Raw genomic sequence first — 16019 nt, forward strand, 5'->3', positions numbered from 1 at the left:
CGGTCAGGCCAGGTTCAGGAAATGAGTGCGGTAGTGGACGAGCTCGTCGATGGACTCGTGGATGTCGGCCATGGCCGTGTGGGCCTGGGCCTTTTTGAAGCCCTCCAGCGCGGCGGGCTTCCAGCGCTTGGCCAGTTCCTTCAACGTCGACACGTCGAGATTGCGGTAGTGGAAGAAGCTCTCCAGCTCCGGCATGTAGTTGGCGAGGAAGCGGCGGTCCTGGCAGATGCTGTTGCCGGCCATCGGGCTCTTGCCCTTGGGCACGTATTGCTTCAAGAAAGCGATGGTCTGGGCGGCGGCCTCGGCCTCGGAGACGGTCGAGGCCTTGACGCGGTCGATGAGGCCGCTCCTGCCATGCGTGCCCTTGTTCCAGGCATCCATCGCGTCCAGCGTCGCGTCGCTCTGATGCACGGCAAAGACCGGGCCTTCGACGCGCTTTTCGAGGTTGGCGTCGGTCACGACGACGGCGATCTCGATGATGCGGTCGGTGTCGGGATACAGCCCCGTCATTTCGRGGTCGATCCAGATCAGGTTGTTTTCGCTGAGGGCAAGGGTGTCGGACATGCTGGGCTCACTCTGAAGATGCGGAATTCTCGCAGCCTAAACTTGAGGCTTATGTCTCCCCTGCTGTTGTCCCTTGCTTTTGCGGCCGCGCTCGCCGCCTCGACCCTCGTCAAGTTCTGGCTGTCCTCTCGCCAGATCCGCCATGTCGCCGCCCATCGCGGCCAGGTCCCGGCAGCCTTTGCCGGCAGCGTGACGCTGGTGGCTCATCAGAAGGCGGCGGACTACACGGTCGCCCGGTCCCGCTTCGGCCTGCTGGCCCTGGCCTTCAATGCGGCCGTGCTGCTCGGTTGGACGTTGCTGGGCGGCCTGAACGCTCTGAACAGCTGGGCGCTGGAAGCCAGCCGCATGCTGCCCGAAGCTTGGCAAGGCATGGGCTACCAGCTCGGCCTGGTCGCCGTCTTCGTGCTGGCGGGGTCACTGCTGGACCTGCCCTGGGAGCTGTGGTCCACCTTCCGCATCGAGCAGGCCTTCGGCTTCAACCGCACGACGCTCAAGCTCTTCTTCGCCGACATGGCCAAGGGCCTCGCCGTGGGGGTGCTGATGGGCCTGCCCATCGTCGCCCTCATTCTCTGGCTGATGGGCGCGGCCGGCCCGCTCTGGTGGCTGTGGGCCTGGGGCGCSTGGATGGGCTTYAACCTGCTCATCATGGTCATCTACCCGACCGTCATCGCACCGCTGTTCAACAAGTTTGAGCCGCTGACCGATTTGGCGCTGAAGGATCGCGTCGAGAAGCTGATGGCGCGTTGCGGCTTTGCGGCCAAGGGCTTGTTCGTCATGGACGGCAGCCGACGCTCGGCGCACGGCAACGCCTATTTCAGCGGCTTCGGCCCGGCCAAGCGCGTGGTCTTCTTCGACACGCTGCTGACCAAGCTCAACGGCAGCGAGGTGGAGGCCGTGCTGGCCCATGAGTTGGGCCACTTCAAGCACAAGCACATCACCAAGCGCATCGTGTTGATGTTCGCCATGAGCCTCGCCGGCTTTGCGCTGCTCGGCTGGCTGGCGCAACAGCCGGCCTTTTACCTGGGCCTGGGTGCAACGCCGAATCTCGACGCACCCAATGACGCGCTGGCGCTGATCCTCTTCCTGCTCGCCGGCCCGGTGTTCGGCTTCTTCGTGACGCCGCTGGCGAGCCACTTCTCGCGCCGCGACGAGTTCCAGGCCGACGCCTATGCCCGCGCCCAGGCCAGTGGCGCCGACCTGTCCTCGGCCCTGCTCAAGCTGCACGAGGACAATGCCGGCACGCTGACGCCGGACCCGGTCTACGCGCGCTTCTACTACTCCCACCCACCGGCCGCTGAGAGGCTTGCCGCCCTCGCCTCATGAACGATCTGCTGCTTGCCCAATGTGACCCCAAGGCTCCGCTGATGGATGCCGACACGCGCAACCGCGTGCTGGCCCAGTTGCCCGGCTGGCTGGCTGATGCCGAGAACAAGCTGATCGGCCGACGCTTTGGCTTCGCGAACTTCTACCAGACCATGGCCTTCGTCGACGCGGTCGCCGAGATCGCCCATGCGCAGGACCATCACCCCGAGATGCTGGTCGGCTACGACGCCTGCACGGTCAGCTTCACGACGCATTCGCGCGGCGGGCTGACCTTGAATGACGCGATCTGTGCGGCACAAGTGAGCGCCTTGCCCGAAGCGACCGGTACATGAGTACATTCCAGGCGCTGGACCTGGGACTTGTCGTGCGCGGCCATGGCCGCCACTACATCGTCGAGGACTCGGAGGGCAAGCGCTTCGTCTGCCACCCGCGCGGCAAGAAGAGCGAGGCTGTCGTTGGTGACCAGGTGCGCTTCGCCGATTCCGGCGATGAGGGAGTCATCGAAGCCGTCGAGCCTCGGCGCAATCTGCTGTTCCGCCAGGACGAGTGGAAGACCAAGAGCTTCGCAGCCAACCTGGACCAGCTGCTTGTCCTCGTCGCTGTCGAGCCGGTGTTCAGTGAGAGCCAGCTCACGCGCTCCCTGATCGCCGCCGAATCCGCCGGCATCAGCATGGCCATCGCGCTGAACAAGACCGACCTGCCGGGCACCGATTCGGCCCGCGAGCGTCTGGCGCCTTATCGCGCCATGGGCCTGAAGATGTTCGAGGTCGCGCTGAAGGCCGACCCCGAAGGCTCCCGCGCGACGCTGGACCCCTGGCTGGCCGGCCAACGCACCTTCGTCCTCGGCCCCAGTGGCACGGGCAAGAGCACGCTGATCAACCTGCTCGTGAAAGACGCCAAGGCCCAGATCGGCGAGATCTCGCAGGCGCTGAACTCCGGCCGCCACACGACGACGACGACGCAGTGGTACTGGACCGACGAGACACGCACGACGGCGCTGATCGACTCGCCCGGCTTCCAGGAATTCGGCTTGCGCCAGATCGACGCCGCCGAGCTGTGGCGCTACATGCCCGACCTGCGCGAGCACGCCAACTGCCGCTTCGCCAACTGCAGCCACATCCACGAGCCCGACTGCGGCGTGCGCGCGGCGGTTCAAGCGGGGCTGATCAGCGCCAGCCGCTATCGCATCTACGGCGAGATCCTCGAAGAGCTGCAGCGCAAGACCTGGTGATGCGCGGCGTACTCGCCTTCAGCGCCCTGGCCTTGCTGGCCGGCTGCGCCACGACCGTCGCCCCGCCTCCAGCCGCCGAAGGCTGGCAGCCGCTGGCCCTGCCCGGCAAGAAGCTCACCCAGTACAGCTGGACGGAGAAGGACGGCCGCCCCGCGCTGGAAGCTGCTTCGGACCGCTCGGCCAGCATCTGGCGCAAGCGGCTGGAGCCGGCGCCGCCCAACGTCGGCGAGGTCAGCTTCTCGTGGTGGGTGCAAAGCCTGATCCCGGGTGCCAATGTCTCGGACATCGACCACGAGGACGCCGTCGCCCGCGTCATCTTCGGCTTCGCCGGCGACATCGACAAACTGCCGCTGCGCACGCGCATGAAGTTCGAACTCGCGCAGGCCCTGACCGGCGAGCTGCCACCCTATGCAACGCTGATGTATGTCTGGGACAGCAAGCTGCCGGTCGGCACCGTCGTCATCAACCCACGCAGCGACCGCATCCGCAAGATCGTCGTCGACTCCGGCCCCGCGGAACTGCGCCGCTGGCGCGAACACCGGCGCGACCTGGCCGCCGACTTCCGCCTGGCCTTTGGCGAGACGCCAGGCCCTTTGACCTCGATGGCCGTCATGACGGACAGCGACAACAGCCGCGCGTCGGCGCGCACCTGGTACGGGCCGGTGGAACTGAAATAGCTCAGCGCTGGTCGGGTGAGCGCAACGATAGTGGCGCGGCGTCGTGCACTTCACGCGCTTCGACGTCCACCACTTCTCCCGCCGGCTGGCGGCGCTGCGCCCACGGGTTCTTGTTGACACGGAACTGCAGATTCGGCTTGCGGCCGGTCAGCAAGCTGACGAGCAGGAAGGCCAGGAAGGCCAGCACGGCGATCAGGAAGAGGCCCAGGCCGATAAAGGCGCCGACGACGAGCATCAGCAGGCGAAGCAGCAAACGGAACAGCGACATGACCCCTATTCTGAACGCTGAGCGCCCGCTGGGGCCGTGACGATCGTCACCCCTCAGCCCCGCCCGACAAACGGCATGCTCGTCGCCATCACCGTCATCGTCTGCACATTGGCCGACAGCGGCAGGCCGGCCATGTAGACGACGGCGCGGGCCACATCCTCGACGTCCATGCGCGGCTCCACTGCAACGGAGCCGTTGGCCTGGGGCACGCCGCGCGTCATCTTCTCGGTCATCTCGGTGGCGGCATTGCCGATGTCGATCTGGCCGGCTGCAATGTCGAAGGTGCGGCCGTCCAGGCTCAGCGACTTGGTCAGGCCGGTGATGGCGTGCTTGGTGGAGGTGTAGGGTGCCGAGAACGGCCGCGGCGCGTGGGCCGAGATGGAACCGTTGTTGATGATGCGGCCGCCGCGCGGCGATTGCGCCTTCATCAGCGCGAAGGCTGCGCGGGCGCAGAGGAAGCTGCCGGTCAGGTTGGTGTCGACGACTGCGCGCCATTGCGCCACCGTCAGCTCATCGATGGGCACAGCCGGCGCGGAGATGCCGGCGTTGTTGAACAGCAGGTCCAGCCGGCCGAAGCGCTCGCGCAGCGTCGCGAAGGCGGCGTCGACCTGGGCCTCGACACAGACATCGGTCTGCAGGGCCAGCGCATCCGGCAGGGTCTCGCGCAGGGCCGCCTCGCGACGACCCATCAACGCCAGCGTCCAGCCCTCGGCGGCCAGAGCGCGGGCCACGGCCCTGCCGATGCCGGAGCCGGCCCCAGTGACGAGAGCGACCTTCATCAACGACCGCTCGGCGACACCAGGGTGCGCTGTACCCAGCCGCTGAAGTTGGCGGCGTCGACCTTGACGAAGCCGTCCTTGACCTCGCCGGTGGCAACGAGTTCATCGCTGCGGTTCAGCGTGGCAACGACCTTGCTGTCGCGCGACGGGGCGGCGTAGGCCTTCACGTTGGAGATCTTGGCCACGAGCATCTGGCCCGCGGGAACGGGCGCGCCAGCCTGCGTGGAGGCGCCCGCATTCGCGTCGCCGGCGGCGCTGCCCGTGCGGATCAGGCTCTGCTGGTCGCGGATGCCCAGCACGATCTTGTTGTAGTTGTCGAGCAGGCTGGCAGCGATGAGCTTGCCTTCGGGCGTGCTGGTGTAACCGCCCATGGCGCCCAGCGCGCCGCCACCGTAGCCCCAGCCGCCGATGGAGAAGTCGGTCTTGGTGGCCTTGCCTTCAGCGGCAGCGACCTGGATGCTGGAGCGCACGTCGGCGATCAGCAGGCTGGTGCTGGCCTCCTTGAATTTCAACCCGCCGGCGATGGCGCCGATGCCACCCAGCCGGTTGCCCAGCAGGCCACCAATGGCGCCGCCGACACCGCCGGTGTTGCTGGCAGCCACCAGCACATTGGGCGTCATGACGAAGTCGGCCGCCTGCATCTGGCCCTTGCCGACATTGGATTCCTGGCGCATCTCGCCGGCGGCGGCGAGGTTGCGCTCCTGCTGCAGGTTCTGCATGGCCACGCCGCGCTCGACGACGTCAAAGCAGCCCGACTGCTGCACCATCATGCGCAGCAGCGATGCGGGCGAGCCCAGGCCATAGTGCGACAGGTGGTTCCAGCCGTGCTGCGGCTCGGCCACGGCCAGCACGCCGAGCTTCTTGGGGCACTTCTCGACATTGGAGCCCGCCTCCTGGGCCTGCGCGGCCACCGCGGCAAAAGCCAGAGAAGCCAGCACGGCCCTGCTGAGCGTCTTGTTGTTCATCGTGATCCTCGCTTCGTTATCGGGTGACAGGGATTGTGCCCAGCGGGCGGTTCGGCTGGCGTCCCCATTCCGCGGGAATAGGGTCGCCTGGATCAGGGGCGCAGCACGAGTCGGTGCACGGTCTCGCCGGGCAGGAAAGGCAGGGCCTCGCCGGCCAGCCAGGCGGCATGGTCGCCACGGTAGAAAGGCGACATCGGGTGGCCGCTCTGACCGCCCGGGATGACGAGGATGCCGCTCTCCTCGTGGCCGGGCGACACCACCATGCGCTCGCTCTGGCCATGGCCGTGGTTGTGCACGCGTGGCATGTGGCTGTCGCCGGCCATGCCCTGGGAGGCCTGGTCCAGCCAGCTTGAGAGCGCCGGCACGGCGACGCTCAGCGGGTGGCGCACGCTGGTGGGGTTGTCGGCACCCCAGGTGGCTGCGGCGAGGCTGCCGTATTTGCTCAGCAGCTCCTTGCGGCTGTCGAGCACGGCGCGCTGCAGGAGCTCGGGCCAGGTCTTGAAGCTGCCTGGCAGGGTGTCAGGCCGCGCCGCCTGGATCAGCGCCCAGCCGGGGGTCTCGGGCACCAGTTTCAGGTCGGACAGCTTCGCGCCTTGCGCTTCCAGCAGGCCAGCCAGCGGGTCGAAGATGTTTTTCAGCGCCTGCAACCGGAAGGAGCGCACGAGCAGATAACCGACCGCGTCGGGTCGGGCCGCGTCGGCGCCCTTCTCGACCTCGGCGCGATAGTCCGCCAGGCCGTTGTTGGCCACGAAGTCGGGCGTCAGCACCTGTTCCAGCAGCAGCTTGCGCCAGCGCTGATGGAAGAGCGCGCGGTGGTCGAGCTGGATGGCGTGCAGGCCGGCTTCATCGAACTTGTCCTGGGCGCGCAGGTCATCGCGGATCTGCTGGGCGCGGGCGCCGAGATCCCAGCCACCGTTGCCGAGCAGCTTCATCGCCTCGCCACCGACCATGCGCGCATTGGCCGTCCACAGCCGCCCGTCGGCCGGGTCGACGATGCGCGGCTGCTCGGCCGCGCCGAGATAGCCCTGCCAGCGCGACCGGCCGTCGCTCCAGTCCTGCGGGCGGTCGACGTCATCGCCACCGACGCGCCTGGGCATCGCGCCGATGACGGTCCAGGCGATACGCCCGCCGGCGTCGGCCACCAGCAGGTTCTGGGCGGGCATGCCGGCGCCCGCGGCCACTTGCACGGCCTCGTCGACATTGCTGGCCGTCTCCATATGCATCAGGCGCAGATTCATGCCCTCGCGGTCATGGGCCACCCAGCGCAGCGCATAGGCCTGCCCGCTCGCTGCCTTTTGAGGCATGACGGGGCCCCATTCGCTTTCCAGCACGACATGGTCGACCGGGGCCTCGCCCGCGATCTCGATGCGCTCGACGGCACGTTGCAGCGGCTTCTCGGCGCCGCCAGCCAGGTAGTGCGTGCCAGCCGCGTTGAGCTTCAACGCGACGACATCGGCCCAGTCGGAGGTCGTGTTCGTGAAACCCCAGGCCACGTGGCCGTTGCTGCCGACGACCAACAGCGGCGCGCCGGGCAGGGTCACCCCAGCCACGTCATGGCTGCCGGCCGCGTCCTTCCACTTCATGCGCGCCTTGAACCAGGTGCCGGGCGAGCGCAGGCCCAGGTGCATGTCGTCGGCCAGGATGGCCCGCCCGCCGGTGCCATGCGCGGCCGCGACGGCGAAGTTGTTGCTGCCGATGTCACGGGCGTCACGCAGGCTGCAGTCGCTGCAGGCCGTCTTGGCGGCGCGCAACGCGGCCGGCAGCGGCCCCGCTGGCAGGGGCACGGCAGTCACGCGGCTGTCGTCTATCGCGGCCTGCCAGTCGGCGCTGTGCTGGGTCAGGAAGGCATACCAGTCGTCCGGCACGGCCTCGCGCAGCAGGCCCGTGGCGACGTCGTCGCGGCCCTGGGCGCCCTGCAGGTCGAGATACATGCCATAGGCGACGAGGACAGTGTCGGCCGCGACCCAGGGCTGGGGTTGCTGGCGCAGCAGCAGGTATTCGGGCGGGCGTGCGCCGAGGCCGGCCAGGCCAGCGTTGACGCCGCTCACGTAGGCGTCCAGCAGCGCGCGCTCATCTGCGGCCAAGGCCGCGATGCCGGCTTCAGCACGGTGGCGGAAGCGATGCAGGCGGCGCGACTTGTCCAGCGGCAGCGCCTTCGCGCCCACCAGCGCGGACAGCTCGCCAGCCGCGTTGCGGCGCATCAGGTCCATCTGGAAGAAGCGCTCCTGAGCGTGTGCGAAGCCCAGGGCCCGGGCCACGTCCAGGCGGTTCTCGGCCGTGATGGTCAGGTAGCCGCGCGCGTCGCGCTGCAACTCGGCCGGCGCACTCAGGGCGGCGATGGCACGTTCACCGTCGAGCTGGGCCAGGCTGCCACGCAGGGTCAGCCACAGCGCCAGAGCGAGCAGCAGCACGAGGGCCAGCAGGGCAAGGAGGATGCGCTTGAGCCACCTCATCAGAATGTCCCCGGGTAGCCGCCGCCGTCGAGCAAGATGTTCTGGCCCGTCAGGTAGGCGGCTTGGGCGCTGCACAGCATGGCGCAGATGGCGCCGAACTCGGCGGCAGTGCCGAAGCGCTGCGCCGGAATGGCCGCGCGGCGCCTGGCCGCCAGTTCATCCGCGCTGACGCCCGCCTTGGCGGCGCCGGCGGCGAAGCCCTTCTTCAGCCGGTCGGTATCGAAGGCACCCGGCAGCAGGTTGTTGATCGTCACGTTGGCGCCGGCCAGGCGCGGTTGGCGGGCCACGCCGGCTACGAAACCCGTCAGGCCGGAACGCGCGCCGTTGGACAGACCCAGCGTGTCGATGGGCGCTTTAACCGCGCCCGAGGTGATGTTGACGATGCGACCGAAGCCGCGCGCCGCCATCGCATCCACCGTCGCCTTGATGAGCTCGATGGGTGCCAGCATGTTGGCGTCCAGCGCGGCGATCCACTGCTCGCGGCCCCAGTCGCGGAAATCCCCGGGCGGCGGGCCGCCGGCGTTGTTGATGAGGATGTCCACCCGCGGGCAGGCCGCGAGCGCCGCTGCTCGGCCTTCGGGAGTGGCAATGTCGCCGGCCACCGCGCGCACCTCGGCGTCAGGGTTCAGGGCCCGCAGCGCATCAGCTGTCGCCAGCAACTCGGCCTCGCCGCGTGCCGTGATGACGACGTTGACGCCCTCACCCACCAACGCCTCGGCACAGCCTCGGCCCAAGCCCTTGCTCGCCGCGCAGACCAGCGCCCAGTGGCCTTTCAGTCCCAGATCCATGTCAGCTCCTCGATCGCCATGCGCGGCCTTGACAGGCCCGCATCATCGCGCGGTCAAGGGTGCTGCGCGCCGAGTTCRGCGCTTGAACTTGCCGTCCTCGCCCACGATGGACACGTCGGTGTACTCCAGGCCGCTGTGCTCCTTCTCGGAGTAGTGCACCTGCAGGCCGCCCAGGTCGATGCGGGCGCCGTCCAGCGCCTTGGCCAGGCTCTCGCGCGTGATCTCCTTGCCCGGTGCGCGCTTGAGCGCTTCGACGATCAGTTTCGCCGCGGCAAAGCCTTCAACATGGGCCGGCGTCAGCTCGTTGCGGCCGGCGGACTTGGCCAGGCTCAGCGCCTCCCGCACCATCAGGTTGGCCGTCGAGCGCTCGTAGGGGAAGAGCTGGGTCACGATGACCCCACGGCTGTCATTGCCCAGCGCCTTCACGAAATCGGCCGAGGCGTTGTTGGACAGCGTGGCCACGTGCGCCGTGGAGCCGGCCGCGCGCAGCGCCTGCACGCCCTCCACAACCGCATAGGCCGGCCCGATCAGCACGACGGCCTCGATGCCGGCCTTGGCGATGGCCTGCATCGTCGGTGCGAGATCGGGCTTGTTGCGGTCAAAGCGCAGATTGGACATGGCGCGCAGCTTGATGTCGTCCAGGCCCTTGATGGCGCCCTTGCCGGCGTCATTGCCGAAGGGGTCGTTGACCTGCACGATGGTGATGCGCTTGACGCCAATGCCGGCCAGGTGCTTGACCGCGCGTTCGGCCTCCTTCTGGTAGCTGGCGCGCAAGTGGTAGACCCAGGGCTGGACCGGCTCGCGCAGGCTGATGGCGCCAGTGGCGGGCGCGATCAGCGGCAGCTTGTTCTCCTTCAGCACGGGCAGCAGAGCCTCGGTCGGGCCGGTGCCACGGCTCAGCATCAGCGCCAGCACACCCTGGCTGGCCAGGGACTTGGCAGCGGCCACGGCGGTCGCCGGGTCGTATTTGTCGTCCTGCGTGACGAGCTCGATGTTCTGGCCCTTGATGCCGCCCTGGGCATTGACCGAGTCAAAGTACAGCTTCGCGCCCTCGGCGCTCTCCTGCACGATGCCGGCCACGGGCCCTGAAAAGCCCGCCACCATGCCGATGCGCAGGGTGCTTTGCGCGAATGCGCCATTCATACCAATACAGGCAGCGAACAAGGCCGCCAGGCCAACCCAACGCTTCACTGTTTTTCTCCAGGCCAAGCGCCCACAGAGGCGCGTTTATGGCCGCGGATTGTGGGGCCAGCCCCCCCGCCCCCAGCAGCCCCTCTCCCCCAGGAAAAACCCGGGCTTCACCGGGTCTGAATGCGCATTTGCACCGCTTTTGGCGGGCCTACACTCTGGCCGCCTCGGTGCCGTGTTCGCGCTGCCAGCGCCCGTCTCCGCGCCGCCCATGCCGGAAAGCCCCTTGCCGCCTATCGCCTTGCCCCGCACGCCAGCACCTGCATACGGTTGGCAGCGCAGTTCCCTGACCTTCGCTGTCGTGCTGGCCCTGCTGCTGGGGCTGCTGCTGCCGACAACGGCCGTGTTGCTCTATGACGGCCAGAAGACCCGCGCCACCGCGATGGAGGACTTGAAGCGCGACCTGTCGCGCGCCACCGAGGTGATGGCCCTGTCGCTGGCCGAGCCGGTCTGGCAGGTCTCGCCGGACCTGGCTGACCCCATGGTCAAGGCGCAGATGGACGATCCACGCTTCGTGTCGGTGCAGGTCGTCGAGCCGGCGTCATCGGCCCCCTTCCTGTCGCAGCAGCGCGCTGGCGAGCAGGGCGACAGCGATCTGGTGCTGAGCCAGACCCGGCCCATCCAGCGCGACGGCCGCGAGATCGCCAAGCTGACCGTTCGCATGAGCGCCGCGCCGCTGCTGCAGGCCAAGCAGGCCGAGGTCTGGCGCACGGTCTGGCGCAGCATGCTGACGCTGACGCTGTCGCTGGCACTGATGCTGTGGGTGCTGCAGCGCTATGTGATGCGGCCCATGACCGAGCTGACCGGCTCAGCCGAGGCGCTGGCGGCCGGGCGGCTGGACCAGCCTTTGCGTGTGGCCGGCGCCGACGAGATCGCACGCGTGGGCGTGGCGATGGAGCGCATGCGCCAGGCCCTGCTGTCGGCCTTCGAGGCGCTGCGCCAGCACAACGTGAACCTGGAAGAAACCGTCGCCCAGCGCACTGCCGAGCTGACGACCAGCAATGCCGAACTGTCCGAGGCGCTGGAAACGCTGCAGAAGGCGCAGCGCGAGCTGGTCGAGTCGGAGAAGCTCGCCTCGCTAGGCCGCCTGGTGGCGGGCGTTGCCCATGAGCTGAACACGCCGCTGGGCAATGCACTGACCGTGGTGTCGGCCCTGGACGACCGCTACAAGCAGCTCGAGGCCATGCTGTCGGGCAGCGTGCAGATGCGCCGCAGCACGCTGGAGGAACTGGCGCGCGACACGCGGCGCGGCCAGGACATCCTGCAGCGCAACGTGCAGAAGGCCGCCGACCTGGTGCGCGACTTCAAGCAGGTGGCAATCGACCAGACGGCCGACCTCAGGCGCGACTTCGACCTGGCCAAGGTCGTCGAGGACGTGCTCGTCATGGTCGAGCCCAGCTTCAAGCACACGCCCTTCGTCATCGACACCGAGCTCTGCCATGGCCTGGTGATGAACAGCTATCCCGGCGCGCTCGGCCAGGTGCTGACCAATCTGCTGATGAACGCGCTGCTGCACGGCTTCGACAGCGCGGCACAGGGGCACGTCAAGGTCTATTGCGCGGCGCTGGACGAAGAGCAGGTCGAGCTCAGCGTGACGGACGATGGCCGCGGCATGGACGAGTCCGTACGGCGGCGCATCTTCGACCCCTTCTTCACCACCAAGCTGGGCACCGGCGGCTCGGGTCTGGGCATGCACATCGTGCACAGCATCGTGACCAATGTGCTGGGCGGCCAGATCGAGGTGCGCTCCTCGCCGGGCGAGGGTACGCAGATGCTGATGCGGCTGCCGCTCAACGCACCGCAACGCGCCAGCGGCGAGCCGGCATAGGCTTACTGCGACGCGCCAGAGGCCGGGGCGGATGCCGCCTCGACCGTAGCGGCGACGGCGGCCGAAGCCGCGGCAGAAGCGGCAGGCTCGTGTCCACCCGTCACGTCATGCTTCTCGCCGCTCAGGTCGATGTTGCCGCCGCTCTTGGTCAGGATGAAAAGCGCCAGCGCGGCAAAGGCGATGAAGCCGACGATCAACTTCCACATGCTCGGGTCTCCACAGGTTTGTACTGCGGCGCATTCTGGCGACCGAGGCTGACGCTCAACTGAAGGCGAAGGTCTCCCGGCCACCGCCCTCGCCGCTGTAGCTCAACGCGTGGGTGAGGTCGCGGAAGTTGACCCGCAGCGCCGCCCATTCGCTGTGCAACTGCCAGCGCATGTGCAACTCGTCGTCGCCACTGGGCTCGACGCGGAACTCGCCACCGAACGCCGGGTGCCGGTTGCGCAGCCTGATCAACTCGATGAGCCGGCGCACGACGGGGCGCTCGCAGTCGCGGGCGATCTCGCCTTCGCTGTAGTGATGGCGGTTGATGTCGCGGCCGACCTGCGTGCGCGCCAGCAAGGCCATGTCGTTGTGGCCGGCCAGCAGGCCGACGTAATAGACCTGCGGCACGCCGGGCAGGAAGAACTGGATGGCACGGGCCAGCAGATAGGCCGTCTCGTTGCGGCCCATCGCGTCGAAGAAGCTGCAGTTGACCTGGTAGAGGTCGAGGTTGCTGGCCGCGGCCCCGGTGGCGCGCCGGCTCTCGCCGCCGCTGGCCGCGTGGATGCGCTCCACCAACGCGTCCAGCTCCGCGGGCGGCACGAGGCCGGGGTGGGCCGCGCGGTCGCTCGCGTCGGCACCGATGTCGATGATGCCGATGCCGTCGTGGGTGTCGAGCACGGTCAGCGCGTTGGTCGGGCGGATGTCGATCCAGCGCTTCAGCGCGGCGGCGGTGTGGAAGTTGAAGGCGTGCAGCACCAGTGGCGGCAGCGCGAAGTCGTAGACCCAGTCGACCCTGGCAGCGATCTCGATCTGGCGCTGGTGATAGGCGTGGATCTCGACGAGCACCTCGATGCCCAGCGCCCTCGCTTCGCCCGCGAACTCGGCGATGAAGTCGAAGGTCTCGGCCATCATGAAGCAGCTGCCGCCGGCCTTCTTGATGGCGTAGCCGACGGCGTCCAGCCGCACCATGCGAATGCCGTTGCTGGCAAAGGTGCGCAGGATGCCAGCGAGGTAGGCGCGGCCCTGGGGGTGGCGCACGGCGATGTCCACCTGCGCGGCAGTGAAGGTCGTCCACAGGATGCGGCGCTCACCGTTCTTCAGCGTGGCATAGGTCAGCGGCAGGCCGGGGCGGGGGCGGTAGACGGCCAGCAGGTCTCGCTCGCTGGCGCCCTCCGGGAAGACGGCGTCCAGCGTCAGGAACAGGCCCGCGTAGGCCGAGACCTCGCCCTTCTCGGCGTAGTCGAGGAACTGCGGCGACTCGCTGGACATGTGGTTGACGATGACGTCGGCCATCACGTCCAGATCCTCGGTCAGCGCCTTGATGTCATCCCAGGCGCCCAGGCGCGGGTCCACCTGCGTGTGGTCGATGGGGTCGAAGCCGGCGTCGGCGCCATCGATGGCATGGAAGAACGGCAGCAGGTGCACGCCACCGAACACGCCGTGCAGTGGCGAGCCCGGCTCGCAGAGCAGCTTGCGCAGCCGTGCCAGATCGGCGCCGTCGCGCTCGCCGCCGAGGCGGTCGACATAGGTGATGAGCTGGACTTGGTTCTTCATGGGGACTTAGGACTTTTGACCGCCAGCACGCACAGCGCGGCGAGCGCCAGCAGCACGCCGGCGAGGCGGATGACGTTCTCGGGCCGGCCGCCCAGCAGGCCGTCGTAGAACAAGGGCAGGGTCACCGCCTGGATCAGCATGGGGATGACGATGAACATGTTGAAGATGCCCATGTAGACGCCGGCGCGCTCGGGCGGGATGCTGCCGGCCAGCAGCACATAGGGGTTGCCCATGATGGAACCCCAGGCCAGGCCAATGCCGACCATGGGCAGGAAGAGCCAGGTCTTGTCATGGATGCCGGGCAGCGCCCACATGCCGGCGGCCGCACAGGCGAGTGCGAAGGCATGGACCCATTTCGCGCCAAGTCGTTTGGTGAACGGCACCATCGCGAAGGCGGCAACGAAGGCGACGGCGTTGTAGAAGCCGCCGACCTGGCCGTTGAGCAAGGCCGCGTCGCGAAAGCCGGCGCTGTGCGGGTCGTCCGTGCCGAAGACCGTCGCGGCCAGCGTCGGCACGATGTAGATCCAGTAGCACATCATTCCGTACCACTGGAACAGCGCCATCCACCACAGCCGCCGCATCGTGGCCGGCATGTCGCGCAGCGCGGCCCATATCTCGGTGAGCGTCGCGCCCAGGCCATGGGGCAGCGCGCGCAGGCGGGCGATCTCTTCAGCCGGCAAGGGCAGCTCCGGCACCCGGCGCACCGACCACCACACCGTCGTGAACGACAGCAGCGCGCCGACGACAAAGGCCAGCGTCGTGACGACCGGGATGCCGTTGGCGCCCAAAGCGTCCTTGTTCATCCCGAAGGCAACGAGCAGGCTGGGCGTCAGATAGGCCAGCGTCTGCGCCAGACCCGTGAACGAGGCCTGCGTGAGAAAGCCGCTGGCGTGCTGCTCTTCGCGAAGCCGGTCGCTGACGTAGGCGCGGTAGGGCTCCATCGTCACGTTGTTGGCTGCGTCCAGGATCCACAGCAGGCCGGCCGCGAACCACAGCGCAGGGCTGAAGGGCATGGCCAGCAGGCCCAGCGAGCAGATCAGCGCGCCGATGAGGAAGTAAGGCGTGCGCCGGCCCAGGCGGTGCGTCGTGCGGTCGCTCATGGCGCCGATGAGGGGCTGCACCAGCAGGCCGGTGATGGGGCCGGCCAGCCAGAGGTAGGGCAGGCTTTTGCCGTCGGCGCCCAGCATCTGGTAGATCGGGCTCATGTTGGCCTGCTGCAGGCCGAAGCTGAACTGGATGCCGAGGAAGCCGATGTTCATGTTCACGATCTGCGTGAACGACAAATGCGGCGACAGGTGGGGCTTGTTCATCTCATTCCTCGGCCGGCAGCGCGTGCAAGGCCTCGCGCCAGGGGGCCAGCGCTGCCGGGTCTGGCGGCAGCGGACCGCGCACGCCGCAGATCATCGCGGCGTAACGGTTGGCCAGGTGCAGGGTCGCACCCAGGTCACGACCCAGCGCCAGCCCGGCCAGCAACACCGCCGTGAAGCCGTCGCCGGCGCCGACGCTGTCGACGAAAGCCGGCTGGGCCACGCCCTCGCCTGTCGCCAGCACGCGGCCGTGCTCGCCGTGCAGCACGTAGCCGGCGGCGCCGCGCGTCAGCACCAGGCCTTGCAGCGCAAAGCGGGCCATCAGCGCCGGCAGCGTGGGCTCGAACCAGGTGAGCAGGCAGCCGAGTTCGTCCTCGTTGAGCTTGACGCAGTCGGCCAGCATCAACACTTCAGCGGCCAGTTCGGGCGTGTCGGTGCCGGGGCGCAGATTGAGATCCAGCAGACGCGGGCCGGCCATGCGCTTGACCGTGGCGCGGATGGCTGCGCGCGAGACGGCGTGGCGCTGGGCCAGGCTGCCGAAGTAGACGATGCCGGCGTCACCCACGGCCGGCGCTTCGAGGTGGTCCCAGGCCGCGTCGACATGGATCTCGAAGCGATGGCCGCCGCCCGCATCCTCATGCACGCTGACGCGTCCAGTCGCACGGGTCGTATCGCGCTGGATGCCGTCGATGGCGAGGCCGTAGCGCGCTGCACTTTCCAGCACGAGGTGGCCCGCCGCATCATCGGCACCGACGCGACTGACGAAGCGCAGCGGCACATCCAACGCGGCCAGCGAGCGCGCCACGTTGAAGGGCGCGCCCCCGGCGACCGGGCCGTCGTGGAACTCGTCCACGAGGGCCTCGCCCAGTACCAGGATGGGACTCATCGCG

16 protein-coding genes are annotated in these 16019 nt (G+C 68.4%); 5 read left to right on the forward strand and 11 right to left on the reverse strand.

Features of this window, described 5'->3' with window-relative positions; translation table 11 throughout:
- Positions 1–3: 3 nt before the first annotated feature.
- Entirely contained in the window at positions 4–564 is a 561-nt protein-coding gene (gene orn, locus ACXJKM_RS22365) for an oligoribonuclease (RefSeq protein WP_457355223.1), read from the reverse strand.
- Positions 565–615: 51 nt separating this feature from the next.
- On the opposite strand from orn, the gene ACXJKM_RS22370 reads away from it, so the two are divergent.
- Genes ACXJKM_RS22370 through ACXJKM_RS22385 form a run of 4 tightly spaced genes read left to right on the forward strand, consistent with a single transcriptional unit; the run spans position 616 to position 3795 of the window.
- Complete coding sequence (locus tag ACXJKM_RS22370; RefSeq protein WP_457355225.1) at positions 616–1887, forward strand: M48 family metallopeptidase; 1272 nt, start codon at positions 616–618, stop codon at positions 1885–1887.
- Positions 1884–2219, forward strand: a complete 336-nt coding sequence (locus ACXJKM_RS22375) for a 4a-hydroxytetrahydrobiopterin dehydratase (RefSeq protein WP_457355227.1) — start codon at positions 1884–1886, stop codon at positions 2217–2219. Before ACXJKM_RS22370 ends, ACXJKM_RS22375 begins: the two co-directional genes overlap by 4 nt.
- Positions 2216–3118: a ribosome small subunit-dependent GTPase A gene (gene rsgA, locus ACXJKM_RS22380; protein ID WP_457355229.1), complete on the forward strand. Its 903-nt coding sequence runs from the start codon at positions 2216–2218 to the stop codon at positions 3116–3118. Before ACXJKM_RS22375 ends, rsgA begins: the two co-directional genes overlap by 4 nt.
- Entirely contained in the window at positions 3118–3795 is a 678-nt protein-coding gene (locus tag ACXJKM_RS22385) for a DUF3047 domain-containing protein (protein WP_457355231.1), read from the forward strand. The genes rsgA and ACXJKM_RS22385 overlap by 1 nt, the downstream gene beginning before the upstream one ends.
- Position 3796: 1 nt before the next feature.
- Here ACXJKM_RS22385 and ACXJKM_RS22390 read toward each other — a convergent pair whose 3' ends face one another.
- The 6 genes from ACXJKM_RS22390 to ACXJKM_RS22415 all read right to left on the reverse strand — a co-directional run bounded on the left by ACXJKM_RS22390 (position 3797) and on the right by ACXJKM_RS22415 (position 10239).
- Positions 3797–4063, reverse strand: coding sequence for a hypothetical protein (locus ACXJKM_RS22390; RefSeq protein ID WP_056197677.1), 267 nt, complete (start codon positions 4061–4063; stop codon positions 3797–3799).
- Positions 4064–4116: 53 nt separating this feature from the next.
- Positions 4117–4842, reverse strand: a complete 726-nt coding sequence (locus tag ACXJKM_RS22395; protein ID WP_457355233.1) for an SDR family oxidoreductase — start codon at positions 4840–4842, stop codon at positions 4117–4119.
- Positions 4842–5807, reverse strand: a complete 966-nt coding sequence (locus ACXJKM_RS22400; protein ID WP_457355235.1) for a CsgG/HfaB family protein — start codon at positions 5805–5807, stop codon at positions 4842–4844. The genes ACXJKM_RS22395 and ACXJKM_RS22400 overlap by 1 nt, the downstream gene beginning before the upstream one ends.
- 92 nt (positions 5808–5899) lie before the next feature.
- Positions 5900–8260: a penicillin acylase family protein gene (locus tag ACXJKM_RS22405; protein ID WP_457355237.1), complete on the reverse strand. Its 2361-nt coding sequence runs from the start codon at positions 8258–8260 to the stop codon at positions 5900–5902.
- Complete coding sequence (locus ACXJKM_RS22410) at positions 8260–9048, reverse strand: SDR family oxidoreductase (RefSeq protein WP_457355238.1); 789 nt, start codon at positions 9046–9048, stop codon at positions 8260–8262. Before ACXJKM_RS22410 ends, ACXJKM_RS22405 begins: the two co-directional genes overlap by 1 nt.
- 42 nt (positions 9049–9090) lie before the next feature.
- Positions 9091–10239, reverse strand: a complete 1149-nt coding sequence (locus ACXJKM_RS22415; protein WP_457355240.1) for an ABC transporter substrate-binding protein — start codon at positions 10237–10239, stop codon at positions 9091–9093.
- A gap of 208 nt (positions 10240–10447) precedes the next feature.
- Here ACXJKM_RS22415 and ACXJKM_RS22420 point away from each other — a divergent pair, with 208 nt between their 5' ends.
- The gene (locus ACXJKM_RS22420; RefSeq protein WP_157281618.1) at positions 10448–12064 is read left to right on the forward strand and encodes a sensor histidine kinase; all 1617 of its coding nucleotides are present in this window, start codon (positions 10448–10450) and stop codon (positions 12062–12064) included.
- A gap of 2 nt (positions 12065–12066) precedes the next feature.
- On the opposite strand, the gene ACXJKM_RS22425 is transcribed toward ACXJKM_RS22420, so the two are convergent.
- Genes ACXJKM_RS22425 through ACXJKM_RS22440 form a run of 4 tightly spaced genes read right to left on the reverse strand, consistent with a single transcriptional unit; the run spans position 12067 to position 16015 of the window.
- Positions 12067–12270 carry a hypothetical protein gene (locus ACXJKM_RS22425; RefSeq protein ID WP_457355242.1) on the reverse strand — a complete coding sequence of 68 codons (204 nt, stop codon included), beginning with the start codon at positions 12268–12270 and terminating at the stop codon, positions 12067–12069.
- A gap of 55 nt (positions 12271–12325) precedes the next feature.
- Positions 12326–13822: a sucrose phosphorylase gene (gene gtfA, locus ACXJKM_RS22430; RefSeq protein WP_457355244.1), complete on the reverse strand. Its 1497-nt coding sequence runs from the start codon at positions 13820–13822 to the stop codon at positions 12326–12328.
- Entirely contained in the window at positions 13819–15132 is a 1314-nt protein-coding gene (locus tag ACXJKM_RS22435; protein ID WP_457355246.1) for an MFS transporter, read from the reverse strand. The genes gtfA and ACXJKM_RS22435 overlap by 4 nt, the downstream gene beginning before the upstream one ends.
- Before the next feature lies 1 nt (position 15133).
- Positions 15134–16015, reverse strand: coding sequence for a PfkB family carbohydrate kinase (locus tag ACXJKM_RS22440; protein WP_457355248.1), 882 nt, complete (start codon positions 16013–16015; stop codon positions 15134–15136).
- Positions 16016–16019 lie beyond the last annotated feature (4 nt).

The organism is Roseateles sp. P5_D6, from assembly GCF_054049415.1.

What these genes read in the sequence shown, in the direction of transcription:
- ACXJKM_RS22375 (WP_457355227.1), top strand. Translation starts at nt 1,884, where the DNA reads ATGAACGATCTGCTGCTTGCCCAATGTGACCCCAAGGCTCCGCTGATG.
- ACXJKM_RS22425 (WP_457355242.1), bottom strand. Translation starts at nt 12,270, where the DNA reads ATGTGGAAGTTGATCGTCGGCTTCATCGCCTTTGCCGCGCTGGCGCTT.
- ACXJKM_RS22420 (WP_157281618.1), top strand. Translation starts at nt 10,448, where the DNA reads ATGCCGGAAAGCCCCTTGCCGCCTATCGCCTTGCCCCGCACGCCAGCA.
- ACXJKM_RS22390 (WP_056197677.1), bottom strand. Translation starts at nt 4,063, where the DNA reads ATGTCGCTGTTCCGTTTGCTGCTTCGCCTGCTGATGCTCGTCGTCGGC.
- ACXJKM_RS22405 (WP_457355237.1), bottom strand. Translation starts at nt 8,260, where the DNA reads ATGAGGTGGCTCAAGCGCATCCTCCTTGCCCTGCTGGCCCTCGTGCTG.
- ACXJKM_RS22385 (WP_457355231.1), top strand. Translation starts at nt 3,118, where the DNA reads ATGCGCGGCGTACTCGCCTTCAGCGCCCTGGCCTTGCTGGCCGGCTGC.
- ACXJKM_RS22400 (WP_457355235.1), bottom strand. Translation starts at nt 5,807, where the DNA reads ATGAACAACAAGACGCTCAGCAGGGCCGTGCTGGCTTCTCTGGCTTTT.
- ACXJKM_RS22435 (WP_457355246.1), bottom strand. Translation starts at nt 15,132, where the DNA reads ATGAACAAGCCCCACCTGTCGCCGCATTTGTCGTTCACGCAGATCGTG.
- gtfA (WP_457355244.1), bottom strand. Translation starts at nt 13,822, where the DNA reads ATGAAGAACCAAGTCCAGCTCATCACCTATGTCGACCGCCTCGGCGGC.
- ACXJKM_RS22410 (WP_457355238.1), bottom strand. Translation starts at nt 9,048, where the DNA reads ATGGATCTGGGACTGAAAGGCCACTGGGCGCTGGTCTGCGCGGCGAGC.
- ACXJKM_RS22395 (WP_457355233.1), bottom strand. Translation starts at nt 4,842, where the DNA reads ATGAAGGTCGCTCTCGTCACTGGGGCCGGCTCCGGCATCGGCAGGGCC.
- rsgA (WP_457355229.1), top strand. Translation starts at nt 2,216, where the DNA reads ATGAGTACATTCCAGGCGCTGGACCTGGGACTTGTCGTGCGCGGCCAT.
- ACXJKM_RS22440 (WP_457355248.1), bottom strand. Translation starts at nt 16,015, where the DNA reads ATGAGTCCCATCCTGGTACTGGGCGAGGCCCTCGTGGACGAGTTCCAC.